We start from the raw sequence: 24566 nt of genomic DNA on the forward strand, positions 1-24566 counted from the left end.
AACATGAAACTTTAAGCTTGAAATATTTTATCTCCGGCGCGATACTTGATATGCAGCAAGCGAAGAGGAGATCGCACGGATGAAGGTTGCGGTTCTCGGTGGCGGACCAGCCGGCCTCTACTTTGCCATTTCAATGAAGCTGCGGGACGCCGCCCACGAGATCACGGTGTTCGAGCGCAATCGCGCCGACGATACGTTCGGCTGGGGCGTCGTGCTGTCGGCCGAAACACTCGACAACCTTGCCAAAAACGACCCGGTCAGCGCTGTCTGGATCAAGAAGCATTTCGCCTATTGGGACGACATCGCCGTCATCCATGACGGCGTGCGCACGGTCTCGTCGGGCCACGGTTTCTGTGGCATCGGCCGCAAGCGGCTTCTGGTCCTGCTGCAGCGACGCGCGCGCGAACTTGGCGTGAGGCTGATGTTCGAGAGCGATATCGCCGACCCTCAGCCCTATATGGAGACGCATGATCTGGTCGTCGCCGCCGATGGGCTGAACTCAAGGGCGCGCAACACCTTCGTCGAAGTCTTCAAGCCCGACATCGACACCCGCAAATGCAAATTCGTCTGGCTCGGCACCAACCAGAAATTCGACGACGCCTTCACCTTCATCTTCGAGAAGACCGAGCATGGCTGGGTGTGGGCGCACGCCTATCAATTCGACAGCGAGACAGCGACCTTCATTGTCGAGTGCAGCGAACAGACCTGGGCTGCCTTCGGCTTCGGCGCCATGTCGCAGCAGGAATCCATCGCCGTCTGCGAGCGCATCTTTGAGAAACATCTCGGCGCCCACGCGCTGATGACCAATGCCAATCACATCAGAGGTTCGGCCTGGATCAATTTCCCGCGCGTGCTGTGCGAACGCTGGTCCTACAAGAACCTGGCTCTGATGGGCGACGCGGCGGCCTCGGCACATTTCTCGATCGGCTCCGGGACCAAGCTCGCATTGGAAAGCGCGGTGGCGCTGGCCGAATATGTCAAAACCGAACCGGACCTCGACGCCGCCTTCCGCAAGTATGAGGATGCGCGCCGCACCGAGGTGCTGAAGCTGCAGTCGGCGGCGCGCAATTCGCTGGAGTGGTTCGAGGAGGTCGAGCGCTATCTCGGCCTCGATCCGGTGCAGTTCAATTATTCGCTGCTGACCCGCTCGCAACGCATCAGCCACGAGAATTTGCGGCTGCGCGATGCCAAATGGCTTGAAAGCGCCGAGGAATGGTTCCAGCGCCAGGCAGGGGCAGGCGGCAACAGGCAGCGCCGGGCACCGATGTTCGCGCCGTTCAAACTGCGCGACATGCAGCTCAACAACCGCATCGTCGTTTCGCCGATGGCGCAGTACAAGGCAGTCGATGGCTGCCCGACCGACTGGCATTTCGCCCACTATGCCGAGCGTGCCAAGGGCGGCGCCGGGCTTGTCTATATCGAGATGACCTGCGTCAGCCCGGAAGGACGCATCACGCCCGGTTGTCCCGGCTTCTATGCGTCCGAACATGAGGTGGCGTGGAAGCGGCTGGTCGATTTCGTCCACACCGAGACCGAGGCGAAAATCTGCGCCCAGATTGGCCATTCCGGGGCCAAGGGCTCGACCCGTGTCGGGTGGGAAGGCACCGACGTGCCGCTCGCCTCGGGCAATTGGCCGGTCATGGCGGCCTCGGCGATTGCATGGTCGCCTGAGAATCAGGTGCCGAAAGCCATGGACCGCGCCGACATGGACGAGGTGCGTGACCAGTTCGTCGCGTCCACCGAGATGGCAGATCGCTGCGGTTTCGACATGCTCGAGATCCATGCCGCGCATGGCTATTTGCTGTCGTCCTTCATCACGCCGGTCACCAACCAGCGCACGGATGAGTATGGCGGTTCGCGGGAAAATCGCATGCGCTATCCCCTGGAAATCTTCCATGCGGTGCGCGCCGCCTGGCCGACGCGAAAGCCGATCTCGGTGCGAATTTCGGCCAATGATTGGGTCGGCATCGAAGGTGTGACGCCGGCCGATGCGGTGGAGATCGCGCGGATGCTGCACGAAGCCGGCGTCGACATATGCGACGTCTCGGCAGGCCAGACCTCGATTGCCGCCAAGCCTGTCTATGGCCGAATGTTCCAGACGCCGTTCTCGGACCGCATCCGCAACGAGGTCGGCATGGCGACGATGGCGGTCGGCAACATCTACGAGCCGGATCATGTCAATTCGATCCTGATGGCCGGCCGCGCCGACCTGGTGGCCCTGGCACGGCCGCATCTCGCCGATCCCTACTGGACGCTGCATGCGGCCGTGACGCTCGGTGATCGTGGTGTCAAATGGCCGGATCCCTATCTGCCCGGACGCGACCAGATCTACCGGCTGGCCGAGCGCGATGCGGCGGCGGGGCTGAAAGTATGACGACGGCCTTGGCGATTTCAGGCAAGCATGCGCTGGTCACTGGCGGCGGCTCCGGCGTCGGCCGGGCCATAGCACTCGTGCTGGCCGAGGCCGGCATAGAGGTGACCATATGCGGGCGGCGCGAGGCCGAGCTTGCCAAGGTGGCTGGCGAGAACGACCGCATCCACGCCATGTCAGCCGATGTTGCCAACGAGGCGGCGGTGACATCGCTCTACGCGCAAGCGGAAGCCGTGCGCGGCCCGTTCGACATCGTCGTCGCCAATGCCGGCATGGCCGGCAGCACGCCGGCGCACAAGACCTCGCTTGCCGACTGGCAGCGGACGCTCGACGTCAATCTGACCGGCGCCTTCCTGACGGTGAAGCCGGCGCTGGCCGGCATGGCCGCGCGCAAGGCGGGCCGGATCGTCTTCGTCGCCTCGACCGCAGGGCTGAAAGGCTACGCCTATGTCGCGCCCTACGTGGCGGCCAAGCATGGGGTGGTCGGGCTGATGCGGGCACTGGCGGCCGAGACGGCGAAATCCGGCGTGACCGTCAACGCCGTTTGCCCGGGCTTCGTAGAGACCGACATGCTGGTGGACTCCATTCAGCGCGTCGTCGAAAAGACCGGCCGCTCAGTCGAGCAGGCGCGGGCGAGCCTTGCCTCGACCAACCCGCAAGGCCGTTTCATCCAGCCGCAGGAAGTTGCCGCGGCGGTGCTCTGGCTGTGCGGCGATGCGGCTGCGTCGATTACCGGACAAGCGATTTCGATCTCAGGAGGCGAAACATGGTAGCCGGCCCATTGCCCGCGCCGTCGGGACCCGGCAAGGACCGGCTGCGTCTCTGGATCAGGCTGCTGCGCGCCTCGCGCACGATCGAGGCCGAGCTGCGCGAGCGCCTGAAGAAGGAATTCGATACGACACTGCCGCGTTTCGACGTCATGGCCGCCCTCTACCGCGCGCCGGAAGGCATGCTGATGAGCGATCTGTCGCGCTTCCTGCTGGTATCCAACGGCAATGTCACCGGCATTGTCGACCGGCTGGTTTCGGAAGGGGTGGTCGCGCGCGCGCGCCGCAATGGCGATCGCCGCACATCCATGGTGCGACTGACCGACGAGGGTTCCAAATCTTTTGCCGCAATGGCCGCGGCGCATGAGGGTTGGATCGGAGAATTGCTGGCCAAGGTCAGCGAGGAGGATGCGCGCCGGCTGACCGGCATGCTGACCTCGTTCCGCAGCAACTGGGAGGGACGCGAATGAGTTCGATGGCCGGCCTCAAGCCGAAGCACTTCCTTTGGGAAGTCGAAGGCAGGATCGCCAGGGTGCGGCTCGACCGGCCGGAGCGCAAGAATCCGCTGACCTTCGCCAGCTATGCGGAACTGCGCGATACGTTCCGCGATCTTGTCTATGCCGACGACGTCGACGCCGTGGTGTTCCTGCCCAATGGCGGCAATTTCTGCTCTGGCGGCGATGTCCACGACATTATCGGCCCCTTGGTCAAGATGGACATGAAGGAGTTGCTCGCCTTCACCCGCATGACCGGCGATTTCGTCAAGGCGATGCTCAATTGCGGCAAGCCGATCATCGCGGCGGTCGACGGGGTCGCGGTCGGCGCCGGCGCCATCATCGCCATGAGCGCCGACATCCGCATCGCCACGCCGGAGGCCAAGACCGCTTTCCTGTTCACCCGCGTCGGGCTTGCCGGCTGCGATATGGGCGCGTGCGCGATCCTGCCGCGCATCATCGGCCAGGGCCGTGCCGCCGAATTGCTCTACACCGGCCGCACGATGACGGCGGCGGAAGGCGAGCGCTGGGGCTTCTACAACAGGCTGGTCGATGCCGCAGTGCTCGAGGCCGACGCGCTCGAGATGGCGGCGCGCATCGTCTCCGGCCCGACCTTCGCGCACGGCATCACCAAGACGCAGCTCAACCAGGAATGGTCGATGGGCCTCGACCAGGCGATCGAAGCGGAAGCGCAGGCGCAGGCGATCTGCATGCAGACGCGTGACTTCGAGCGCGCCTACAAGGCTTTAGTCGCCAAGGAAAAACCGGTGTTCGAGGGCAATTGATGGCTGACAAGAGTTTCCTCAGCTGGCCGTTCTTTGAAGATCGCCACCGCGAACTCGCCGAGCGCCTTGATGCCTGGTGCGCCAGGAACCTGCCGGTCGATCACCATGACGTCGATGCCGCCTGCCGTGAGCTTGTGGCCAAACTTGGCCGCGACGGCTGGCTGAAGCCGACGGCGCTCGATACCGACAATCCCGGACCACTCGATGTCCGCACTTTGTGCATCACGCGCGAGACGCTGGCGCGCCATGACGGCCTGGCCGACTTCGCCTTCGCCATGCAGGGCCTCGGCACCGGCGCGCTCAGCCTGTTCGGCACGCCCGGCCAGCAGCAATGGCTGGCAAAGACCAGGGCCGGCAAGGCGATCTCGGCGTTCGCGTTGTCGGAGCCGCGTTCAGGCTCGGACGTCGCCAATATGGAAATGTCTGCGACGCGCTATGGCGACGATTATATTCTGTCGGGTGAAAAAACCTGGATATCCAACGGTGGCATCGCCGATCTCTACGTCGTCTTTGCCCGCACCGCCGAGGCACCGGGTGCTAAGGGACTTTCCGCCTTTCTCGTACCCGCTGATACCAAGGGGCTTGGCATTGCCGAGCGCCTTGAAGTGATCGCGCCGCATCCGCTGGCGCGGCTTTCCTTCGATCAGGTCCGGGTGCCGGCTTTGGCGCTGATCGGCAAACCGGGAGACGGCTTCCGCATCGCCATGTCGGTGCTTGACGTGTTCCGATCGACGGTCGGCGCGGCGGCACTCGGCTTTGCCCGCCGGGCGCTGGACGAAAGCATCAGCAGGGTGGCCGAGCGCAAACTTTTCGGCGCTCCGATGGCAGAGCTGCAGATGGTACAAGGCCATATCGCCGACATGGCGCTGGACGTCGATGCCGCGGCGCTGCTGGTCTACCGCGCTGCCTGGACCAAGGACATGGGCGCGGCGCGTGTAACCCGCGAGGCGGCGATGGCCAAGCTGTTCGCCACCGACAAGGCGCAAGAGGTGATCGACAAGGCTGTGCAGCTGCATGGCGGCGACGGCGTCCGCAAAGGTCACATCATCGAGAGCCTGTATCGCGAAATCCGCGCGCTGCGCATTTATGAGGGCGCTTCCGACGTGCAGAAGGTGGTGATCGCGCGGCAGGTGATGGGCGCGGCCTGACGGCGATGTATTTCATTTGAGATTGATCTTTAAGAATACCGGGGAGGCTTGAAAATGCACGAGATCCTGCAGCCGGAGGGCTGGGCGAAACCGGTCGGCTACGCCAACGGAATTGCTGCGCGCGGCAGGCTCGTCTTCGTCGGCGGACAGGTCGGCTGGAACGGACAGTGCCAGTTCGAGACCGACGATTTCGCCGGCCAGGTGCGGCAGACGCTGCAAAACATCGTCGCCGTGCTGGCGGAAGCCGGCGCGGAGCCACGCCACATCACCGCGATGACTTGGTATTTCACCGACAAAGCCGAATATCTCGGCAACCTCAAGGGCATCGGCGAAGCCTATCGCGAGGTGATCGGCCGGCATTTTCCGGCGATGGCCGCCATGCAGGTGGTGGCGCTGGTGGAAGATCGCGCCAAAATCGAGATTCAGGCCACCGCCGTTATTCCGGATTAACGAATTCGTTATTCCCTGACTGATCAGCAGCGCAGCCCCGCCCGCTTCAGCAGCGGCAACACATGGTCGCAGAAATAGGGCAATTCCTGGGTGTAGTTGACGAACGACAGCGCGATGCCCTGGTAGCCATGCCCGGCAATGGCAGCCATCTCGGCGGCGATCGTCTCCGGCGTTCCAACCAGCGGGTAGGTGCCGGCGCCGCCGGCGAAACGCTGCCGGTAGCGGTCATAGGCATGCGGGTCATGCGACTGCGAGAACTCCTTCTTGCCGGCCATATGGGCATCGACCGCATCGTGGTCGGCCAGATCGACGGCATAGCGCGTGTAGTAGGCCTGCGCCACTTCCATGGTTGGACGGCAGACGACATGCGCCACCGTGTAGACGCCGACGTTGCGGCCAACCTTGTCGGCCCGCTCGCTGATGTCGGCGACATGCTTGCCGGCATCGCTCATTTCCGAAAAGGTCGTGAACAGATAATCGCATCGGGCGGCGGCGAAATCCCGGCCCGGGCCACCGAAAGCAGCGTTCATGGTCACCGGGCGTGGAACCTGCAGGCTCGCCGGCCGGCTCACCGCCTCCTTGAGGCGATAGTAGGTGCCTTCATAGTCCAGAGGCTGGTCCGAGGCGTAGAGCTTTTCCAGGATTTCGATCCATTCGGCGGCCTGGTCGTAGCCCTTCTCGACCAAAGGCGTGCCGAACATGCCGAATTCCTTCGGGTTCCAGCCGCAGACGATGTTCAAGCCGGCGCGGCCCTGGCTGATATGGTCGACAGTTGCCAGCGCCTTGGCGGCATAGAGCGGATGCACCAGCGGCACATGCACGGTCATGAACAGGCCGATCTGCTCGGTGGCCACCGCCAGAGCTGCTGCCCAGGTGAAGGTCTCGAACGACCATTCGCGCACCTTGTTGCGGCCGCCAAAGCCACGCCAGCGCGCGATCGGAAGCATAAATTCCAGCCCGGCGCGGTCGGCGATCTGCGCCGCCGTCAAATTGTCCTGCCAGCTTGCCGTCCAGCGTTCCGGCACATCGGTGATGGCCAGACCGCCATCGGCATTGGTCGAAAAGACGCCGAGCTTCAGTTTGTTCGAGCCGTGCAGGGGATGCGTTTTGATCATCATGGGAACTCGTGGCGGGAGACCGACACGCTAGGCCCGCGCAAAAATATTTCAAGCCTGAAATAGCTTCGCCTCGCCGCCGATTGCGGATATGAATTTGGAGGGGAAAAGGGGATGGATATGAGCGCGTTCCGTCAGAAGTGCATCGGCAAGACCAATCTCGTCGGCTCCTTCGCCGCTATTCCCCATCCCGTCGCCGTCGAAGTGATGGCGCTCACCGGCCTCGACTTCGTCTGCATCGACTGGGAACATGCCCAGATCGCGCGCGACACGATCGAAACCATGGTGCGCGCGGCCGACGTGCATCGCGTGCCGGCCATGGTGCGTGTTCCCGGTCATGCGCCGGAAGCTATCCAGGCGGCGCTCGACAGCGGCGCACAAGGCGTGCTCGTGCCGCGCGTCTCGACCGCTGCTCAGGCCGAGGCGGCGGTGAAAGCCTCGCGCTATCCGCCGCTGGGCGAGCGCGGCGTCGGGCCTGGCCGCGCGGCCGGCTATGGCTATCGCATTCCCGAATATCTGGCCGCGGCCAATGATAGGGTGGTCGTCGCGGTCCAGGTCGAGACATCGGAGGGGCTGGCCAACATCGAGGCGATCGCGGCCATAGACGGCATCGATGTGGTCTTCGTCGGCCCCGGCGATCTCTCCGTGTCGATCGATGCGATCGGGCCGAAAGGCGTGGACAAGCTCAATGAGGCGATCACAAGGATCATCCGCGCGACCGTCGCGCATGGCAGGACATCGGGTATATTTTGCGCCAGCCCACAGACGATCAGCCAGTGGGCCGCTATCGGCGCGAGCTTCTTCGTGCTGGCCAGCGATACGATGTTTCTTGGCGCCGGCGCTGCGGCCAACTGCACCGCTGCGCGCGCCGAGCTGCGGTAGACGGGCGGGATCGGGCAAAAACTTTTTAAGCTTAAAACTTTTTCCTTGAAAAGCGCAGCACATTGGATAGCATCCAAACTCGATGGCGACTGTCGTGCCGGTGGGGCTTGCCGGGCAGTCCGTCGCGGTGCTCCGGGTGGGAGGGGTTTCAGTCCTTGTCGTTCATACTGCCCCAGTCATCGTCCAGCGCGCGTTATGCTTTCGACGGCGTACGTGCCCAGATCCGTGACCTGCACACCGAAAACATTGCCAACCTTGCCGTGCGCGCCCGAGAACTGGGCGACGTGATCGCGCTCTGGTACGGCGAAGGCGACATGGTGACGCCCGCTTTCATCCGCGACGCGGCGAAGGCCGCCTTCGATGAAGGCCAGACGTTCTACGTCCCTAACATGCGTGGGCACCCCCTACTGAACGAGGCGCTGTCGGAATACCAAACGCGCATTCACGGCCGGACGATCCCGATTGCGCGCACCACGGTCACGCCCGGCGGCATGCAGGCGCTGTACCTGGCGCTGGAACTGCTGGTCGATACCGGCAGCAACGTCGTCTATGTCGCGCCGCAATGGCCCAACATCCACAACGCCATCCATCTGATGGGCGGCGAGCCAAGGCCGTTTTCGCTCGACTTCAAGGGCGACTGGCATCTCGATCTCGACCGGCTGTTCGCCACTTGCGATGCGCGCACACGCGCGATCTTCCTGTCGACGCCGTCCAACCCGACCGGCTGGACCGCGTCGCGCGAGGAGATGCAGGCGCTGCTCGACTTCAGCCGGCGCACCGGCATCTGGATCATCTCCGACGAGGTCTATGGCCGGCTCTATTTCGACGGCAATGTTGCTCCTTCCATCCTGCAGATCGCCGAGGATGGCGACCGGGTGCTGTCGGTCAACAGTTTTTCGAAGGCGTGGGCGATGACCGGCTGGCGCATCGGCTGGCTGACGCATCCGTCGGGGGTGGCCGACCAGCTTGGCGCCATGACGCAGTACATCAACAGCGGCACCGCCGCGCCTATCCAGGCAGGCGCTGTCGCCGCCATCCGCCAAGGCGAGCCGCTGGTCGAGGAGATCAGGCAGCGGATCAAAACCGGCCTCGACCTTGCCTATGACAGGCTGGCCCAGATTCCCGGCATCATCCTGCCGACGAAACCGCGCGGAGGCATGTATGCCTTCTTTGCCATGGACGGCGAAAGCGACGCCCGGCAGGCCTGCGCCAGGATACTGGAGACGGCGCGCGTCGGGCTGGCTCCCGGCCACCTCTTTGGAAATTCGGCAGCGGCCTTCCTGCGGATGTGCGTGTGCCGTGAACGCGACCAGATAGCGACCGCGCTCGAGCGCATGGTCGCCGCCATGAATTGACGCCCCGCTGGGAGGTGGGACGGCAACAAACCGTGCGGGAGCAAACCCGCCCGATCACAACCAGAGGGAACACAAAATGAGCTTCACTCGTCGCAACCTGCTTCTTCTCGCCGCCACGATCGGCATCGCTGCCGGCCCGGCCACCGCCTTTGCCGCCGATGTGCTCAATGTCGGCGCCTACCCGACCAATCCGCCCTTCGAATACAAGAACGAGAGCGGCACGTTCGAGGGCTTTGAAGTCGACATCGTCAACGAAGCGGCCAAGCGTGCCGGCATGACCACCGACATTGCCGACCTCGGCTTCCAGGCGCTGTTCGCGGCTGTCAGTTCCAATCGCATCGATGTCGCGATCTCCTCGATCACCATCACGCCGGAGCGACTGAAAACGCTGTCCTTCACCCAGCCCTATTATGACTCCGACATGGGCATTGCGACGAAGACCGATAGCGCTGTTAACACCGAGGCCGACCTCAAGGGCAAGATCGTCGGCGTGCTTTCAGGCTCGACCGGCGAGACCTGGGTCAAGGCGCATCAGGAGGCTGACGGCTACAGCGACGTGAAGGGCTATGACACGCAGCAGAATCTGCTGCTCGACCTCAGCGCGGGCCGCGTGGACGCCGCCGTCAGCGATATTCCGGGCATGGAATACTCCTTCACCAAGATGAAGGACCTCAAGGTCAAGCAGCGCATCAAGACCGGCGAACAGTACGGCCTGATGATGAGCAAGGACCATCCGCTGCTCGGCAAGCTGAACGACGCGCTGACCGCGATGAAGAAGGACGGAACGCTGGCCGCGATCCACAAGAAGTGGTTCGGCAGCGACGCGCCAGCCGATTCCTCGACGGTCAAGGAAATGCCGCTGCCCAAGGCCTGACCGGCAATGCACTTAAATCGTGCCGGCTCCCAGGCCGGCACGATTCATTTCACGCTCCGGCGCCTGCTGCCGCACGGATAGCCTCATCGGAGGCAAGGTCGATTGGTTTTAACTTGAGCATCCTTTGCTCTGGGGTTCGGGAACGCTCCCATGTCGCTGATCGACACCTTCTTCAATCCTGACGTGATAATGTCCAGCCTGCCGGCGCTGTTGCGTGGCTTCCTGAACACGCTGCTGCTCGGCATTTTGAGTATCGGCATCGGCATTCCCATCGGCCTGGGGATCAGCCTGTTGCGGCTCTATGCGCCGAAGCCGCTGCGCTGGCTGGCGGTCGGCTACACCGACATCTTCCGCGCCCTGCCGGTGCTGGTGGTGCTGATCCTGATCTATTATGCGCTGCCCTTCCTCGGCATCCGTCTGTCGTCCTGGGCCTCCGCCGTGACGGCGTTCGCCATCATCATGTCGGCCTATTCAGCAGAAGTGTTCCGCTCCGGCATTGAGAGCATTCCGAAAGGCCAATTCGAGGCAGCACAGGCGCTCGGCCTGCCTTTCCTTTTGACCTTGCGCAAGGTGGTGCTGCCGCAGGCGATCCGCGTCGTCATCCCGCCGATGACCAGCAATTGCGTCTCGATGTTCAAGGACACGTCGCTCGCTTCCACCGTTGCGCTGCCTGAACTGTTGAAGGAAGCGACCAACGCGCAGTCGCTCTATGCCAATCCCTCGCCGCTGATCGGCGCCGCTTTGGTCTATCTCATCTTCCTCTGGCCGATGGTCCGCCTCGTCAGCCTGCTCGAAGACCGCTTCAAGACCGAGAAGACGCGCTGACCTCATCAACCGTCCCGCTTCCCAAGCCATTCGCAGGAGATACAGTTGAGCAATTCCCAAGCCGCCGGCGGCTTTCCGGTCGACCCCATCCGCGCCATGTTTCCGGCCTTGCAGCGCGCCGGTGATTTCATCTTCATGGACAACGCCGCCGGCGCGCAGATCCCGCAGAGCGTGCTCGACGCGGTGACCAATCACCTGGTCTCGCACAATGTGCAGCGTGGTGGTCGCTATGGGCGCTCGGTCACGGTCGACCAATCGGTTGCGGATGCTCGGACGAGCGTGGCCTTGCTGATCAACGCCTACAGTCCGTCGGAAATCTGCTTCGGCATGAACGCCACCTCGTTCATTCGCCTGGTCAGCCTCGGCATCGGCCAGATGCTGGCCAAGGACACAGAGCGCGACGAGATCGTCATCACCGATATGGACCACGACGCCAACATCGCCACGTGGCTGGCGCTGGAGCCCGCCGGAGCCAAGTTCAAATGGTGGCGCATGCGCGAGGACGGCAACCTGCATGTCGACGACCTCAAGCCGCTGGTTTCCGATCGCACCCGTCTCGTCGCCTGCACGGTGACCGCGCATTCGATCGGCTCGATCGTCGACGTCGCTTCGGTGGCCGCGATCGCGCATGCGGCCGGCGCCGAAGTGTTCCTTGACTGCGTGCATTACGGACCGCACGGGCTGATCGACGTGCAGGCCTGGGACTGTGATTATCTCGTCTGCTCCGGCTACAAGAATTTCTCGCCGCATATGGGCTTTCTGTGGGGCCGCTTCGAAACGCTGAAGCGGCTGCCGACCTTCCGCGAGGATTTCATCCCCGACGAGCCGCCTTACAAGGTCGAGGCAGGCACCTTCATCTACGAGAACGTCTCAGGCATGGATGCCGCAGTGCAGTACCTGGAACTGATCGGCCGCAATCTGGCGCCCTCCAACAACCGCTCGCGGCGCGACAACGTCGTTGCCGGCATGGGCGCCATCCGCGATTACGAAGTGCTCCTGGCGCGTGAGATGCTCGCCGTGCTCAAGGGATGCAATGCCACGATCTACGGCGTCGCCGAGGAAGCCCGCATCAACGAACGCGTGCCGACATTCTGCTTCAACATCGGCAAGCTGTCGCCGCAGCGGATCGTCGAGGAAATGGCTGACATGCAGATCGGCATCCGCGACGGCCATATGTATGCGCCCCGGCTGATGAAGCGTCTCAACCTGTCGATGGACAGCGGCGCCATCCGCGCCTCGCTGGTTCATTACAACACGGTCGACGAGGTCAGGCGTTTCGGCGAAGCCCTGCGCGCCGTCATCGCCAAGCTGTCTTAGCTCGATCGTCAGATGTCTCCGGCGTGGAACATCGGCCCGCCCTTGTGGGCCGGGAAGCCATAGCCGTTGATCATCACCAGATCGATGTCGGAGGCACGCGCCGCGATGCCTTCGGCCAGCAGTGCCTTGCCCTCTTCGGCCATTGCCGCCAGTAAGCGCGTGACGATCTCATCGGACGAAAAGCGGCGCGGCACGATGCCGTTGGCCGCTCGCACGGCCTCGATCAGCGCCGTTACTTGCGGGTCGCTCCTGCGTTCGCCGTCCGAATAATCGTACCAGCCGCGCCCGGTCTTGCGGCCGAAGCGGCCGGCCTCGCACAGCCGGTCGGCGATTTCGACATAACGTGCTTGCGGATCGCGCATCGCCGCCTGTCGCTTGCGCCGCGCCCAGGCTATCTCCAGCCCAGCCATATCGTTGACCGCGAAGATCCCCATCGGGAAGCCCCAGGCCTCCAGCGCGGCATCCACCTCATCGGGTGCTGCGCCATCCTCCACCATGAACTCCGCCTCGCGGCGGTAGGCGGAATAGATGCGGTTGCCGATGAAACCCTCGGTAACGCCGCACACGACAGGCAGCTTGCCGAGCTTCCTGACGAAGGCGATCGCCGAGGCGAGCACATCGGGCGCCGTCGCCGCGCAATCCACCACTTCGGTGAGCCGCATGACGTTGGCCGGGGAGAAAAAATGCAGGCCGACGATCCGTTCGGGCCGGGCGGTTGCCGAGGCGATCTCGTCGGGGTTGAGGTAGCTGGTGTTGGTCGCAAGGATGGCGTCGGGGCGGACGATACGTTCGAGCTTCCGGAAGAGTTCGGTTTTTACCGCGAGATCGTCGAACACTGCCTCGATGACCAGATCGGCCTGCACCAGCCTGCCGGCGTCGCTGGCCGCTTCAAACCGGCTCAGCGCCTCCCTGCGCGCATGATCGGTGAGACGGCCGGATTGGACCGACTTGTCGAGAAGCCCGGCGATACGCTCGTATCCTTTTGCCGCGGCGTCGTCGTTCTGCTCGATGCCGATTACGCGATAGCCGGCATTCAAGGCCGAGACCGCGATGCCTGCACCCATCAGGCCGGTTCCGACGATACCGACGGTCTCGACCTTGCGAGGCGTGACACCCTCCAGCCTGTCGACTTTGCTGGCTTGCCTCTCGGCAAAGAAGACGTGGCGCAACGCTGCCGCCTCGCGAGAATCCCGGAGGCGCAGGAAGGTCGCGCGTTCGTGCACAAGACCGTCCTCAAGTCTGGCCGTGGACGCGGCCCGGACCAGTCTCACGGCCTCTGCAGGCGCGATCTGTCCACGGCTGCGGGAAAGCACCTTTCTTGCGGCTGCCGCGTCGGCCTCAGGTTGCGAGCGCGGGACGGAAAGCGCACCCGTGCGCCGCAGCGGTTGGCCGACGAGATGGCGGGCGACGTCGAGCGCGCCTTCGGGAAGATCGTCGGCAATGGTATCGATCAGACCGAGAGCGAGCGCTTCGTCGGCATTTGCGGGCCGACCCGTGCCGATCAGGTCAATTGCGGCGACCGTGCCGATGAGGCGGGGCAGGCGTTGGGTTCCGCCGGCCCCAGGCACTAACCCGAGCTTGACCTCGGGCAGGCTGAAGCTGGCCGCCTTGCTGGCCACCCGGTAGTGGCAGGCCAGCGCAATCTCGCAGCCGCCGCCGAGCGCCGCGCCGCCTGCTGCCGCCACGATCGGTTTGGCGAAGCTCTCGATCGCTTCGATCACGTCAGGCAGTGTGGGCGAGACAGCGGGCTTGCCGAATTCCTTGATATCGGCGCCACCGATGAAGGTGCGCCCAATGGCGGTCAGCACCACGGCAGACACTTCATCCGACGCCGCACGCCCAAGCGCAGCCATCAGTCCGGCCCTGACATGGAAGGACAGCGCGTTGACCGGCGGATTTTCGATCGTGACGACGAGAACGCCATCGACGATCTTGCCTGTGACACTCTCGGAAAATCGTGCTGTGTTCATGGAGTTTTATCCCGGAACGACGGCAAATCTTCCTCCTCCTTCTGCTCTCCGCCAAATGCCGGTGTCCCGGCTCGGACGGATGAAGCGCCATGGATCTTCAAAATAATTTCAAGCTTAAAATAATTAGAATTCGAAAAACTTCAAGCCTACCGGAGTCGACTGCAAAAGGCGTCGCTACCACGACGGTGATCGGTCAGACTTGACGGTTGCACTGCGGTGCCGGGTCAAGGCGAGTTTGTGGAAACCTTCGGCAGCAGGGCTTTGAAATAGTCGATCGTCTGTTGCAGCCCGGCTTCTAAAGTCACCGTCGGCTCCCAGCCGACAAGCCTTTTGGCAAGGGTGATATCGGGCTGGCGGTGCCGCGGATCGTCTTGCGGAAGATCGCGGTAAATTATATCCGAACCTGATCCGGTCATCTGCGTCGTCAGTTCGGCCAAGCGCCTGATCGTTACTTCCCTTGGATTGCCGATGTTTACTGGACCGGTCACCTCCGGCCCCGTATCCATGAGGCGCAGCATGCCGCTCACCAGGTCGTCGACGTAGCAAAACGACCTTGTCTGTGAGCCGTCGCCGAAAATGGTTATCGGTTCACCACGAAGCGCCTGCACGATGAAATTTGAGACAACCCTGCCGTCTGCCGGGTGCATGCGCGGCCCGAACGTATTGAAAATCCGCGCGACCTTGACCCACAAGCCATGTTGTCGGTGATAGTCGAAGAACAGCGTTTCGGCGCAGCGTTTGCCTTCATCGTAGCATGAGCGCGGCCCGATCGGGTTTACATTGCCCCAGTAACTCTCGGGCTGCGGATGCACAGACGCGTCACCATAGACCTCACTGGTGGAGGCCTGAAAGACTTTGCATTTCAGCCGCTTTGCCAGTCCAAGAACATTGATGGCGCCGTGCACGGCGGTCTTGATCGTCTGAACCGGGTCGTACTGGTAGTGAACAGGCGAGGCCGGACACGCCAGGTTGTAAATCTCATCGACTTCGACGTAGAGCGGAAAGGTCACGTCATGGCGCATGAATTCGAAGCGGGGATGCTTGGCCAAATGGTCGATATTGCGCTTTGATCCGGTGAAAAGGTTGTCGACACACAAGATTTCGTCGCCTCGTTCCAACAGGCGGTCAATAAGATGCGAGCCGATAAACCCTGCGCCCCCGGTAACGAGAATGCGTCTGCGGCTGTCATAGAGTCTGGCCAATTTCTGCTCCCAGGCAAATGCTGATCGACCAGATATCGGTCGCCACACGCAGGATACGACGTGTCCGCAGCCAATGCACAAGGACCAAACTGAAATTTCGCAGATCCGCTCGGTGCCGATGCGAATTCCGATCCGGGCATTTGGTTTGATCAGAAGGCACGATTGAGGCCGATAGTGGCCTATGGATTGGCAGCAGAGAATATCAGCCCTGTCGTCAGGGCCGCCGCTGCGTAGATGGCCGGCAGAACCTGACGGTTCACCCCAATCCGCAGCAGAGAGTGGCTCGAAACCCGGTCCTGCTGGATTTTATCCACAACATCGATGGCATCGGCGGATGGCAACATGAAAATGGCAACGACCATTTTTCGTGAGACATTCCTCTTCGCGATAGAGCATCGTTGAATTGGCCAACAGCCTGCCATACAAGCACGTCGGCTCAACAGGTGGCTCGAGGAACCCCACGGATGTCCGAACGCATTGCAGTTATCGGCCTGGGTTATGTCGGCCTGCCGGTAGCCATTGCCTTTGGGAAGGTTTTCCCCGGCACCATAGCTTTTGACATCAGCGAGCGTCGGATCGGGGAATTGCGTGGCGGCGTCGATCGTACGGGGGAAGTTGACGCAACGGCGCTCAAGGAGACCTCGATAGGGCTGACCACCGACCGGGAGATGTTGAAAGGCGCTACTTTCTTCATCGTCGCCGTGCCAACCCCTATCGACGCAAATCGCGCTCCCGATCTAGCTTCTTTGAAACTGGCGTCCGAACTCGTCGGCGAGGCGGTGAGCAAAGGCGCCGTCGTCGTTTTTGAGTCGACAGTCTATCCAGGTGTGACCGAAGATTTCTGTGGGCCGATCATCGAGCAGGTTTCCGGCCTGCGACATCCCCGCGACTTTGCCCTCGGCTATTCGCCCGAACGCGCCAACCCCGGCGATCGAGAACACTCGCTGCAAAAGATCGTCAAAGTCGTCTCCGGCGAGAATAACGAGACGCTGGAGCGCGTCGCGAACGTTTATGGCCGTATCATCGATGCCGGCGTCTACCGCGCCCCGTCGATCAAGGTGGCCGAGGCAGCGAAGGTTATCGAGAACACCCAGCGCGATCTGAACATCGCGCTGATGAACGAACTGGCAATGATCTTCGAGCGGCTCGATATCCGGACGCAGGATGTTCTTGATGCTGCGTCGACGAAATGGAACTTCCTTCCCTTCAAACCGGGGTTCGTCGGCGGCCACTGCATCAGCGTCGATCCATATTATTTGACCGCCAAGGCCGAGGCCGAAGGTTACCATCCGCAGATCATCCTCGCCGGACGTCGCATCAATGACGGCATGGGGGCCTTCGTCGCCCAGCAGGTTGTCAAACGGCTGATTGGTTCTGACACGCCCGTCAAAGGGGCTTCTGTCGGCATTCTCGGGCTGACATTCAAGGAGGACGTGCCGGATTTGCGCAACAGCCGCGTTTTCGACATGGTCAAGGAACTAAGGCAGTTCGGAATTGTCCCCAAAGTCCATGATCCCCTTGCCGATGTCGAAACCGCTCGGCGTGATCACGGCGAAACAATCCTGCCGCTCGATGAGATAAACGATTTGCAGGCGCTTGTTCTGGCGGTGCCTCACAGGCAATATCTCACCAACGAAAGAGCGCGTCTTTTTCAAATGATCAGGCCGGGGGGGACACTGTTCGATGTCAAGTCGGCCATCAAGCCCAATGAAGTTCCCGACAACATAAAATACTGGAGCTTGTAAAGCTCGCCTGAAATTAACGCTAGGATATGCAGTGACATCAAGCAGGCCGATACTGATCACCGGCGCAGCCGGGTTCATAGGGTTTCATCTTTGCCTGAGGCTGCTTGCCGAAGGACGCCAGGTTATCGGCCTCGACTCCATGAACGAGTATTATGACGTCAGCCTGAAGCAGGCTCGTCTCGAGCGGCTGAAAGCGTTTTCGAATTTTTGTTTCGAGCATGCCGATCTCACGGAGCGGGACCGTATTTCGGAGCTCTTTCTTTCGGCCGCGCCGGAGGTTGTCGTCAATCTCGCGGCGCAAGCCGGCGTACGCTATTCGATCAGCAATCCGCACGCCTATGTGGAAAGCAACCTCAGCGGCTTTGTCAACATCCTGGAAGGATGCCGGCAGGCGTCGGTCGGCCATCTGGTCTATGCATCGTCGAGTTCGATTTATGGCGGCAGCACCCGCATGCCGTTTTCCGTGCACGATCCGGCGGACCATCCGCTCAGCCTTTACGCGGCAAGCAAGAAGGCGAACGAGCTGATGGCGCACACATACAGCCATCTGTTTGGACTGCCGACCACCGGGCTGCGTTTTTTCACCGTCTATGGTCCGTGGGGGCGGCCGGACATGGCGCTGTTCATCTTCGCCAAGGCTATCCTCGCTGGCGAGCCGATCGAGGTCTTCAACTATGGCAATATGCAGCGGGATTTCACCTATATCGACGACATTGTCGAAGGCATTATCCGCGTCATGCAGCAACCCGCGACACCCAATCCTGAGTGGAAAAGTGTCGCGCCAGACCCAGCGACCAGCAACTCCCCGTTCAGGATTCACAACATCGGCGGCAATTCGCCCGTTCAACTGAACCGATTGATCGAGGTGCTCGAAGACGCGCTGGGACGCAAGGCAAACCGCAACCTCAGGCCACTTCAGCCAGGCGACGTTCCGGCAACTTTCGCCAATGTCAGCTCGCTCGAGGAGGCGACCGGCTTCAAGCCCAAAATCCCGATCGAAATAGGGGTTCCGCGCTTTGTCGAATGGTACCGGGAGTTCTACCGAGCATGATCGGACGCTTCGCCACCTGGAGGCGGCTGGCTCCTGACCAGCCATGGCTGGCGCATGCCGCTCGGAAAACTCAATAAGCCGCAGCCGAACTGGGTGTTGCCTGAAGGCGGTCAATATCTTTCCGGGGCGGCGCACCGAACAGGCGACGATATTCTCGGCTGAACTGCGAAGGGCTGTCATAGCCCACCGCGAACCCGGCCGTGCCTGCGTTTGCGCCGCCGGCAAGCATAATCCTTCGCGCCTCCTGCAGGCGCAGCTGCTTCTGGTATTCGAGCGGGGTCATGCGCGTAATCGCCTTGAAATGGGCATGAAGGGACGACGCGCTCATGCCTGATGCCGCCGCAATGTCTTCGATGCGCAGTTGTGCCTGGAAATGATTGCGGATCGTGGCGATGGCGCGGCTGACCTGGCTCAGGTGGCTGTCCACCGACGCCATCTGGCGAAGCGTGTCACCGTGCGGTCCGGTGAGGAGCCGGTAAAGGATTTCGCGTTCGATCAGCGGCGCCAGCACGGTGATGCTCTCGGGGCGATCGAGCAGCCTGACAAGCCGACAGGCGGCATCAATCAGGTCGGGGTCACTTGGATAGGCAGCTAACACCGGCAGATCCCTGCTGGGGGATGCACGTCCTTCTTTCACAAGCAGTTCGGCCAGCGCGGTGGAATCAAAATCTATCTTGCAACAGAGGTAGGGCGCCGCCGGGCTCGCCTCCAACACATGCCCGACCAGCGGCAGGTCGACCGAGACGAGCAGGTAGCTCGATGCGTCATAGACCACGCTCTGGTCGGCCAGCGAGACGCGCTTCGATCCTTGGGCGATTATGCAAAGCGACGCCTCGTAGACCGCAGGCACGGGTGCACTGGGCTGGTTGGCGCGAATGAGCGACAGCCGCGGCACCGCAGTGCCGGCCATGCCAGATTTCGGCGCAAAGCGGGTGATCAGCTCGGCGAGTTCATTGATTTTCCCCATGCCGCATAATCTTCATGGCGCGAAATGTTGCAAGGCATTTCGAGTTCATTTGGAGGATCGTGCAAACTCTTTGGACGATCACGCTACCGCCCTTTGCCGGTTCGCCGCCATCTATCTCCCCGTCACCGCAGCGAAAAAGGAACGATCATGACGGGACTTAAAGACAAGGTTGTACTCATCACCGGCGCCTCCAGCGGCATCGGCGAAGCGACGGTTCGGGAACTTGCCGGTGCCGGCGCCAGACTGTTCATCGGGGCCCGCCGCACCGAGCGGCTCAAGGCGCTGGCCGCAGAAATAGGCAAAGGCGTCGCGTGGCGCGAACTCGACGTGACTGACGCGGCGAATTTCGACGCCTTTGCCGATGCCGCTCATGCCGAATTCGGGCAGATCGATGTGCTGGTCAACAATGCCGGCGTCATGCCGCTGTCGCCGCTTGCCGCGCTGAAGCGCGATGAGTGGTCTCGCATGATCAATGTCAACATCGGCGGCGTGCTGAACGGGATCGCCGCGGTGCTGCCGCGCTTCGTCGCCCAGAAGAATGGGCATATCGTCAATGTCGCCTCGGTCGGCGCGCATATCGTGCTGCCCACCGCGGCGGTCTATTGCGGCACGAAATATGCCGTCTGGGCAATCACCGAGGGGCTGCGGCAGGAGCATGACGACATCCGCGCCACGATCATCTCCCCCGGAGTGACCGCAACCGAACTGGGCGACGATATCAGCGATCCTCAGGTCGCCACGGCTCTGAAAGAATGGCGGCAGAAGTCGCTCACACCGGACGCCATTGCACGGGCGATCCGTTTTGCGCTTGATCAACCCGATGGCGTCGACGTCAACGAAGTGATCGTGCGGCCAACCGCTGCCAATATGTAGAACTTGCTGCCGGATGCCGGCTTTCGGCGAGCTAGGGCGCTATCCGAGATCGGCAAACGGCCCACCCCTTAATGCACCCGCCCTCAGCCTCTGGCGCAACTCCCGCGGGCCACATCGTACCGGCTCTCGAACGCGCGCGAAAATGCGCACTCGAATTGAACCCGCAAGCAAAGGCGATTTCCGAGATCGTGGGCGACGCTCGGGCGGGCGACAACAATTCTTCCTTGCTGCGCTCCAGCCGCCTGTCCCAGACGAAGCGTTCCGGTCTCGCGGCAAGGCCGGTGCGCCGCTGGGAACTTAACCCGCTAATCATCTCCCCTCCGACGGTAGAGATGTCAGGCTTCGCCGGCCAGGCGCGCTGAAATCAGCCGCGCCGCCTGGATCACCGCTTCGCCCTGGCTGGCCGCCATGCTGTCATCGGCGCGTGACGCAGGCGAGGCCACCGCGAGCGCACCGAGAGGACGCCCATCGGAGCCGAGGATTGCCGCGGCTATGCTGTGCACGCCTTCTTCATAGCCTTGGGAGCTCGAGGAATAGCCGCGCTTGGCGGCAAGCCGGATCGCCTTCATCAGCCTGTCGGGCTGCGTCACCGTGTGTGGCGTGAAGGTCGGCAACGGCTTGTCGACATAGGCCTCGGCCGCTTCCCGAGGCGAAGCGGCGAGAAAGGCGATGCCGGAGGCGGTGCCGTGCAAGGGCAGCACCTGGCCGACATCGACATTGACCCGGTTGGCCTTTGCCGACAGCTCGACATGGACCGTCAGCAGTGCGCCGGCGCTGAATTCCGACAGATGCACCGTCTCGCCGGTTTCCAGCGCCAGCTCGCGAACCACAGGTGCTGCCACGCGCACGAAGGGAAAATGCGCGTCGCGAAACCGGGCCAGCCGCGACAGGCCGGCGCCGAGCCGGTAGCGGCGGCTTGCCGGCTCTTGTTCGATCAGGCGGTGGTCGGCCAGCGCCATCAGCAGGCGCCGCGCCGTCGCCTTGTCGAGGCCGGTTTTGCGGGCGAGCTCGGACAGGCCGATCTCCGGTTCGCCGAGCGTGAACTGCTCCAGCAGCGATATCGCTTTGCCGACTGTGCTCATCGTGCATCCTCAAGATACTTCGCATGGGACGAAAGCCAATCCACCTTGCAGTCCGCTCATAGCACATCAAACGGTGGTTCAAATAACGAACCGTTTGGAAGCGACAAAAAACACCAGCAAGTTTCGCGGCGACATCAATCTCGATGCGCCGCGCCGTGCGCGGGGTAATGCTGCGCGGCAACACCTATCAACAGGTGGATCAACTCGGCGGCGCCGTGCCTGGCCGGCGTGTCGGCCCAAACGCCTGATCCTGGCCGGCGCGGAAGCTTCAACTCTGCCCCAGCTGCGCGCGGCGCCAGGCGGCGGGCGCCTGGCCAACCCGCTCCCGGAAGAAGCGTGAGAAATAGGCCGGATCTTCGAAGCCGATTTCGTAGGCGATGTCCTCGACGGTGCGCACGGTGAATAGCAGCAAGCGCTTGGCCTCCAGCAACCGTCGCTCCCCCATGAGTCGCTTGACGCCGCTGCCAAGCACCGTATGGGCGGCCTTGTCGAGAAGATGCGGTGTCGTGGCCAGCGCCCCGACGTAGCGGTCGACGGGCCAGTTGTCGCGGAAATGCGCATCGACCAGGCGGCGCAAGCCGCGCGCCAATGCAGCATCGGAAGAGCCAGTGGGATCCATTACCTCGGGACCAAGACGCGCGATGTGCGAGAGCGCGACGGCAATCAGCGCCGGCAGGGTCTTGTCACTCCCGGCCTGCGCCTCGGCATATTCGGTGGCGATCATCTCCAGCACCGCCGCAAGCCTTTTCCACGCGACGTGCTGAGGAAGGCTATCGGCAAAGACGGGCCGGTCCAATGGCAGCAGGCTGTGAGCTGCTATTGCCGCAAGCGCATCATCGGCGACCGAAACGACGATGGCGTCGGTGCCGGGCCCGATCGAGAAGCCATGCACGATAGTGCTCGGCACGAAGCTGACGGACGGTGCCGAAAAGTCCCAGGATTGGTCTTCGATGCGATAAGTGCCGGAGCCGCTTGTCCAGTAGGTGATCTGGCCCATTTGCGGATGCTTGTGCGCGGCAACCTGGCCGAGATGAATGTTGCTGCGCGCAAGCACCGTCTCGACATGCAGGAAGCCGACATCGAGCGGCCGCACCGGCTCGCCATAGACAAAGAAATCAGGAATGGAATTGAGGCTCATGGCGCCGGAAAAAGTCCAATCGGTTTTGCCGTTACGTCCTAACCGATCCTTGCCAGGAGCGCTAGAGTTGATGCCATAAGTGGAGGAACATCATGCGATCGGAAGACTTTCGTGCCGACAATGGGCGCCCGTTCACCGGGGCCGAGTATCTGGAGAGCCTGCGCGACGGCCGCGAGGTCTACATCAACGGCGAGCGCATTGCCGATGTCACCACCCATCCGGCCATGCGCAATTCGGCGCGGTCGCTGGCGCGCCTCTATGATGCGCTGCACGATCCCAAGCGGCAGGGCACGCTGACCTCGCCTACCGATACCGGTTCGGGCGGCTACACCCACAAATATTTCCGCGTCGCCAAATCCTCCGGCGAACTCGCGGCCCAGCAGACCGCGATCGCCGAGTGGTCACGCATGTCCTATGGCTGGATGGGCCGCACGCCCGATTACAAGGCGGCACTGATGAACACGCTCGGCGCCAATGCCGACTGGTACGGCCCGTTCAAGGACAATGCGCTCGCCTGGCACAAGCGTGCGCAGGAAGCCGTGCTGTTCATGAACCACGCCATCGTCAACCCGCCGATCGACCGGCACAAGCCGGCCGAACAGGTGAAGGATGTCTTCGTCCACATCACCAAGGAGACCGACGCCGGCATCTATGTCTCCGGCGCCAAGGTGGTGGCGACGTCCTCGGCGCTGACCCACTACAATTTCCTGGCGCAGAGTTCGGCGACGGTCACCGAAGATCCGTCGCTGTCGGTCATGTTCATCGTGCCGATGAATGCGCCGGGGGTAAAGATGTTCTGCCGCGTCTCCTATGAGCAGACGGCCAACACGGCGGCGGCTCCGTTCGACTATCCGTTGTCGTCGCGCTTCGACGAGAACGATGCCATCCTGGTGCTCGACAATGTCTTCATCCCCTGGGAGGACGTACTGGTGCTGCGCGACGCGCAGAAAATCCTGTCCTTCCATCCAGCTTCGGGCTTCATGCATGGCTATTGCTTCCAGGGCTGCACACGCTTTGCCGTCAAGCTCGACTTCCTCGCCGGCCTGCTAGCCAAGGCGCTGCGCGCCACCGGCGGCGATGCCTTCCGAGGCAACCAGGCGGCGCTGGGCGAGGTCATCGCGCTCAGGCACATGTTCTGGAGCTTTTCCAACGCCATGGCCTACAATCCGATCCCGTGGGCGAATGGCGCTGTCCTGCCCAACCTGGAAGCAGCCCTTGCCTACCGGACTTTCATGTCGGAAGCCTATCCGCGCGTCATCGACACGGTGCGCCGGGTGATCGCCTCCGGCTTGATCTACCTGCCGTCATCGGTGCGCGACTTCAACAATCCCGAGATCGACAAATACCTCGCGCAATATGTGCGCGGTTCCAACGACATGGGCCATGTCGAGCGCATCAAGATCATGAAACTGTTGTGGGACGCGACCGGCACCGAGTTCGGCGGCCGCCACGCACTCTACGAACTCAACTATGCCGGTGCGCCGGAAGAGGTGCGGCTGCAGGTGCTGAAGGGCGCCGAACGCGGCGGCCGCCTGAAGGCCATGGAAGAACTGGTCGACACCTGCATGGCCGACTATGACGAGAACGGCTGGACGGGAGATACCTGGCTCAATCCGCTCGCTTCTACGGCCGGGTGATGTCAGATGGCCACGCAGATTTCGAAGGCCGATTTCCGCGACGCCATGGCAAGGGTCTGCGCGCCGGTCAACATCGTCACGACAGATGGTCCGGCCGGGCGCGGCGGCTTCACCGCCACCGCCATGTGCAGTGTGTCGGACGAACCGCCGACACTGCTGGTGTGCATGAACGGCCGCTCGACGCAGGCCGCCATGTTCCTCGCCAACCGGCGCTTCTGCGTCAACGTGCTGACGCATGACCATATGCACCTAGCCGGCAAGTTCGCCGGCGCGACCAGGGACATGGAGGCACGCTATTCGGCGGCGCGCTGGCAAACGCTGGCGTCAGGCACGCCGGCGCTGTCCGATGCGATCGTCAATTTCGATTGCGAGATCGAGGATGTGCACATCGTCGGCACGCATAATGTCATGATCGGCCGCGTTATCGATGTCAGGCACGGCAGCGGCGGCTCGGCCTTGCTCTATGTCGACCGCAATTACACGCAGCCGACGCGGCTTGGCAGCTTTGGCGGCTGAGC

Annotated in this window: 23 protein-coding genes; 16 read left to right on the forward strand and 7 right to left on the reverse strand. The window is 62.5% G+C overall.

The window, feature by feature from the left end; genetic code table 11:
- Positions 1-79 precede the first annotated feature (79 nt).
- From NKJ75_RS25750 to NKJ75_RS25775, 6 genes are read left to right on the forward strand one after another with little or no spacing between them, the layout of a single operon-like run.
- The gene (locus NKJ75_RS25750) at positions 80-2374 is read left to right on the forward strand and encodes a bifunctional salicylyl-CoA 5-hydroxylase/oxidoreductase (RefSeq protein ID WP_023834925.1); all 2295 of its coding nucleotides are present in this window, start codon (positions 80-82) and stop codon (positions 2372-2374) included.
- Entirely contained in the window at positions 2371-3144 is a 774-nt protein-coding gene (locus tag NKJ75_RS25755) for an SDR family NAD(P)-dependent oxidoreductase (protein WP_023834924.1), read from the forward strand. The genes NKJ75_RS25750 and NKJ75_RS25755 overlap by 4 nt, the downstream gene beginning before the upstream one ends.
- Positions 3138-3608 (forward strand): MarR family winged helix-turn-helix transcriptional regulator, encoded by a 471-nt coding sequence (locus NKJ75_RS25760; RefSeq protein ID WP_023667803.1) that lies wholly within the window; start codon positions 3138-3140, stop codon positions 3606-3608. Before NKJ75_RS25755 ends, NKJ75_RS25760 begins: the two co-directional genes overlap by 7 nt.
- The gene (locus tag NKJ75_RS25765) at positions 3605-4417 is read left to right on the forward strand and encodes an enoyl-CoA hydratase family protein (RefSeq protein WP_023834923.1); all 813 of its coding nucleotides are present in this window, start codon (positions 3605-3607) and stop codon (positions 4415-4417) included. The genes NKJ75_RS25760 and NKJ75_RS25765 overlap by 4 nt, the downstream gene beginning before the upstream one ends.
- Positions 4417-5565, forward strand: a complete 1149-nt coding sequence (locus tag NKJ75_RS25770) for an acyl-CoA dehydrogenase family protein (RefSeq protein WP_352500339.1) — start codon at positions 4417-4419, stop codon at positions 5563-5565. Before NKJ75_RS25765 ends, NKJ75_RS25770 begins: the two co-directional genes overlap by 1 nt.
- A gap of 54 nt (positions 5566-5619) precedes the next feature.
- Positions 5620-6015 (forward strand): RidA family protein, encoded by a 396-nt coding sequence (locus NKJ75_RS25775; protein WP_023667806.1) that lies wholly within the window; start codon positions 5620-5622, stop codon positions 6013-6015.
- A gap of 23 nt (positions 6016-6038) precedes the next feature.
- Here NKJ75_RS25775 and NKJ75_RS25780 read toward each other — a convergent pair whose 3' ends face one another.
- Entirely contained in the window at positions 6039-7130 is a 1092-nt protein-coding gene (locus tag NKJ75_RS25780) for an LLM class flavin-dependent oxidoreductase (RefSeq protein ID WP_352500357.1), read from the reverse strand.
- A 120-nt stretch (positions 7131-7250) separates the two neighbouring features.
- Here NKJ75_RS25780 and NKJ75_RS25785 point away from each other — a divergent pair, with 120 nt between their 5' ends.
- The 5 genes from NKJ75_RS25785 (at position 7251) to NKJ75_RS25805 (ending at position 12383) form a co-directional block, all read left to right on the forward strand.
- Positions 7251-8012 carry an HpcH/HpaI aldolase family protein gene (locus NKJ75_RS25785; RefSeq protein ID WP_023686922.1) on the forward strand — a complete coding sequence of 254 codons (762 nt, stop codon included), beginning with the start codon at positions 7251-7253 and terminating at the stop codon, positions 8010-8012.
- Positions 8013-8167: 155 nt separating this feature from the next.
- Positions 8168-9367 (forward strand): pyridoxal phosphate-dependent aminotransferase, encoded by a 1200-nt coding sequence (locus tag NKJ75_RS25790; protein ID WP_352500340.1) that lies wholly within the window; start codon positions 8168-8170, stop codon positions 9365-9367.
- 76 nt (positions 9368-9443) lie between these two features.
- A complete protein-coding gene (locus NKJ75_RS25795) occupies positions 9444-10241 on the forward strand; it encodes an ABC transporter substrate-binding protein (protein ID WP_023682726.1) in 798 nt (265 codons plus the stop codon).
- Positions 10242-10391: 150 nt separating this feature from the next.
- Positions 10392-11066 (forward strand): amino acid ABC transporter permease, encoded by a 675-nt coding sequence (locus NKJ75_RS25800; protein ID WP_023667812.1) that lies wholly within the window; start codon positions 10392-10394, stop codon positions 11064-11066.
- A 45-nt stretch (positions 11067-11111) separates the two neighbouring features.
- Complete coding sequence (locus NKJ75_RS25805; protein WP_352500341.1) at positions 11112-12383, forward strand: cysteine desulfurase-like protein; 1272 nt, start codon at positions 11112-11114, stop codon at positions 12381-12383.
- An 8-nt stretch (positions 12384-12391) separates the two neighbouring features.
- On the opposite strand, the gene NKJ75_RS25810 is transcribed toward NKJ75_RS25805, so the two are convergent.
- From NKJ75_RS25810 to NKJ75_RS25820, 3 genes are all read right to left on the reverse strand, one after another.
- Positions 12392-14353, reverse strand: coding sequence for a 3-hydroxyacyl-CoA dehydrogenase NAD-binding domain-containing protein (locus NKJ75_RS25810; RefSeq protein WP_352500342.1), 1962 nt, complete (start codon positions 14351-14353; stop codon positions 12392-12394).
- Between the two features lie 224 nt (positions 14354-14577).
- Positions 14578-15555 carry a UDP-glucuronic acid decarboxylase family protein gene (locus NKJ75_RS25815; RefSeq protein ID WP_023667815.1) on the reverse strand — a complete coding sequence of 326 codons (978 nt, stop codon included), beginning with the start codon at positions 15553-15555 and terminating at the stop codon, positions 14578-14580.
- 179 nt (positions 15556-15734) lie between these two features.
- Positions 15735-15917, reverse strand: a complete 183-nt coding sequence (locus tag NKJ75_RS25820; RefSeq protein WP_023667816.1) for a hypothetical protein — start codon at positions 15915-15917, stop codon at positions 15735-15737.
- 102 nt (positions 15918-16019) lie between these two features.
- On the opposite strand from NKJ75_RS25820, the gene NKJ75_RS25825 reads away from it, so the two are divergent.
- Positions 16020-17300, forward strand: coding sequence for a nucleotide sugar dehydrogenase (locus NKJ75_RS25825; RefSeq protein WP_023686926.1), 1281 nt, complete (start codon positions 16020-16022; stop codon positions 17298-17300).
- Between the two features lie 31 nt (positions 17301-17331).
- Positions 17332-18351: an NAD-dependent epimerase gene (locus tag NKJ75_RS25830; RefSeq protein ID WP_352500343.1), complete on the forward strand. Its 1020-nt coding sequence runs from the start codon at positions 17332-17334 to the stop codon at positions 18349-18351.
- 70 nt (positions 18352-18421) lie between these two features.
- On the opposite strand, the gene NKJ75_RS25835 is transcribed toward NKJ75_RS25830, so the two are convergent.
- A complete protein-coding gene (locus NKJ75_RS25835; RefSeq protein WP_352500344.1) occupies positions 18422-19318 on the reverse strand; it encodes an AraC family transcriptional regulator N-terminal domain-containing protein in 897 nt (298 codons plus the stop codon).
- A 147-nt stretch (positions 19319-19465) separates the two neighbouring features.
- On the opposite strand from NKJ75_RS25835, the gene NKJ75_RS25840 reads away from it, so the two are divergent.
- Positions 19466-20191, forward strand: coding sequence for an SDR family oxidoreductase (locus tag NKJ75_RS25840; RefSeq protein ID WP_023682721.1), 726 nt, complete (start codon positions 19466-19468; stop codon positions 20189-20191).
- A gap of 335 nt (positions 20192-20526) precedes the next feature.
- Here the strand turns inward: NKJ75_RS25840 and NKJ75_RS25845 are convergent, their stop codons facing one another.
- Both NKJ75_RS25845 and NKJ75_RS25850 read right to left on the reverse strand, forming a co-directional pair.
- Entirely contained in the window at positions 20527-21273 is a 747-nt protein-coding gene (locus NKJ75_RS25845) for an IclR family transcriptional regulator (protein WP_023745661.1), read from the reverse strand.
- Positions 21274-21541: 268 nt separating this feature from the next.
- Positions 21542-22411 carry a helix-turn-helix domain-containing protein gene (locus NKJ75_RS25850; protein ID WP_023745660.1) on the reverse strand — a complete coding sequence of 290 codons (870 nt, stop codon included), beginning with the start codon at positions 22409-22411 and terminating at the stop codon, positions 21542-21544.
- Positions 22412-22503: 92 nt separating this feature from the next.
- On the opposite strand from NKJ75_RS25850, the gene NKJ75_RS25855 reads away from it, so the two are divergent.
- Both NKJ75_RS25855 and NKJ75_RS25860 read left to right on the forward strand, forming a co-directional pair.
- Positions 22504-24048: a 4-hydroxyphenylacetate 3-hydroxylase N-terminal domain-containing protein gene (locus NKJ75_RS25855; protein WP_023710044.1), complete on the forward strand. Its 1545-nt coding sequence runs from the start codon at positions 22504-22506 to the stop codon at positions 24046-24048.
- A gap of 6 nt (positions 24049-24054) precedes the next feature.
- A complete protein-coding gene (locus NKJ75_RS25860) occupies positions 24055-24564 on the forward strand; it encodes a flavin reductase (protein ID WP_023692271.1) in 510 nt (169 codons plus the stop codon).
- The last annotated feature ends 2 nt before the right edge of the window (positions 24565-24566 follow it).

Origin of the sequence: Mesorhizobium sp. M0058, from assembly GCF_040323095.1 — a bacterium.
In the GTDB taxonomy this organism is placed as follows: Bacteria; Pseudomonadota; Alphaproteobacteria; order Rhizobiales; family Rhizobiaceae; genus Mesorhizobium.

Coding starts and splice junctions, on each gene's coding strand:
- NKJ75_RS25750 (WP_023834925.1), top strand. CDS start 80: ATGAAGGTTGCGGTTCTCGGTGGCGGACCAGCCGGCCTCTACTTTGCC.
- NKJ75_RS25755 (WP_023834924.1), top strand. CDS start 2,371: ATGACGACGGCCTTGGCGATTTCAGGCAAGCATGCGCTGGTCACTGGC.
- NKJ75_RS25760 (WP_023667803.1), top strand. CDS start 3,138: ATGGTAGCCGGCCCATTGCCCGCGCCGTCGGGACCCGGCAAGGACCGG.
- NKJ75_RS25765 (WP_023834923.1), top strand. CDS start 3,605: ATGAGTTCGATGGCCGGCCTCAAGCCGAAGCACTTCCTTTGGGAAGTC.
- NKJ75_RS25770 (WP_352500339.1), top strand. CDS start 4,417: ATGGCTGACAAGAGTTTCCTCAGCTGGCCGTTCTTTGAAGATCGCCAC.
- NKJ75_RS25775 (WP_023667806.1), top strand. CDS start 5,620: ATGCACGAGATCCTGCAGCCGGAGGGCTGGGCGAAACCGGTCGGCTAC.
- NKJ75_RS25780 (WP_352500357.1), bottom strand. CDS start 7,130: ATGATCAAAACGCATCCCCTGCACGGCTCGAACAAACTGAAGCTCGGC.
- NKJ75_RS25785 (WP_023686922.1), top strand. CDS start 7,251: ATGAGCGCGTTCCGTCAGAAGTGCATCGGCAAGACCAATCTCGTCGGC.
- NKJ75_RS25795 (WP_023682726.1), top strand. CDS start 9,444: ATGAGCTTCACTCGTCGCAACCTGCTTCTTCTCGCCGCCACGATCGGC.
- NKJ75_RS25800 (WP_023667812.1), top strand. CDS start 10,392: ATGTCGCTGATCGACACCTTCTTCAATCCTGACGTGATAATGTCCAGC.
- NKJ75_RS25810 (WP_352500342.1), bottom strand. CDS start 14,353: ATGAACACAGCACGATTTTCCGAGAGTGTCACAGGCAAGATCGTCGAT.
- NKJ75_RS25820 (WP_023667816.1), bottom strand. CDS start 15,917: ATGGTCGTTGCCATTTTCATGTTGCCATCCGCCGATGCCATCGATGTT.
- NKJ75_RS25825 (WP_023686926.1), top strand. CDS start 16,020: ATGTCCGAACGCATTGCAGTTATCGGCCTGGGTTATGTCGGCCTGCCG.
- NKJ75_RS25835 (WP_352500344.1), bottom strand. CDS start 19,318: ATGGGGAAAATCAATGAACTCGCCGAGCTGATCACCCGCTTTGCGCCG.
- NKJ75_RS25840 (WP_023682721.1), top strand. CDS start 19,466: ATGACGGGACTTAAAGACAAGGTTGTACTCATCACCGGCGCCTCCAGC.
- NKJ75_RS25845 (WP_023745661.1), bottom strand. CDS start 21,273: ATGAGCACAGTCGGCAAAGCGATATCGCTGCTGGAGCAGTTCACGCTC.
- NKJ75_RS25850 (WP_023745660.1), bottom strand. CDS start 22,411: ATGAGCCTCAATTCCATTCCTGATTTCTTTGTCTATGGCGAGCCGGTG.
- NKJ75_RS25855 (WP_023710044.1), top strand. CDS start 22,504: ATGCGATCGGAAGACTTTCGTGCCGACAATGGGCGCCCGTTCACCGGG.
- NKJ75_RS25860 (WP_023692271.1), top strand. CDS start 24,055: ATGGCCACGCAGATTTCGAAGGCCGATTTCCGCGACGCCATGGCAAGG.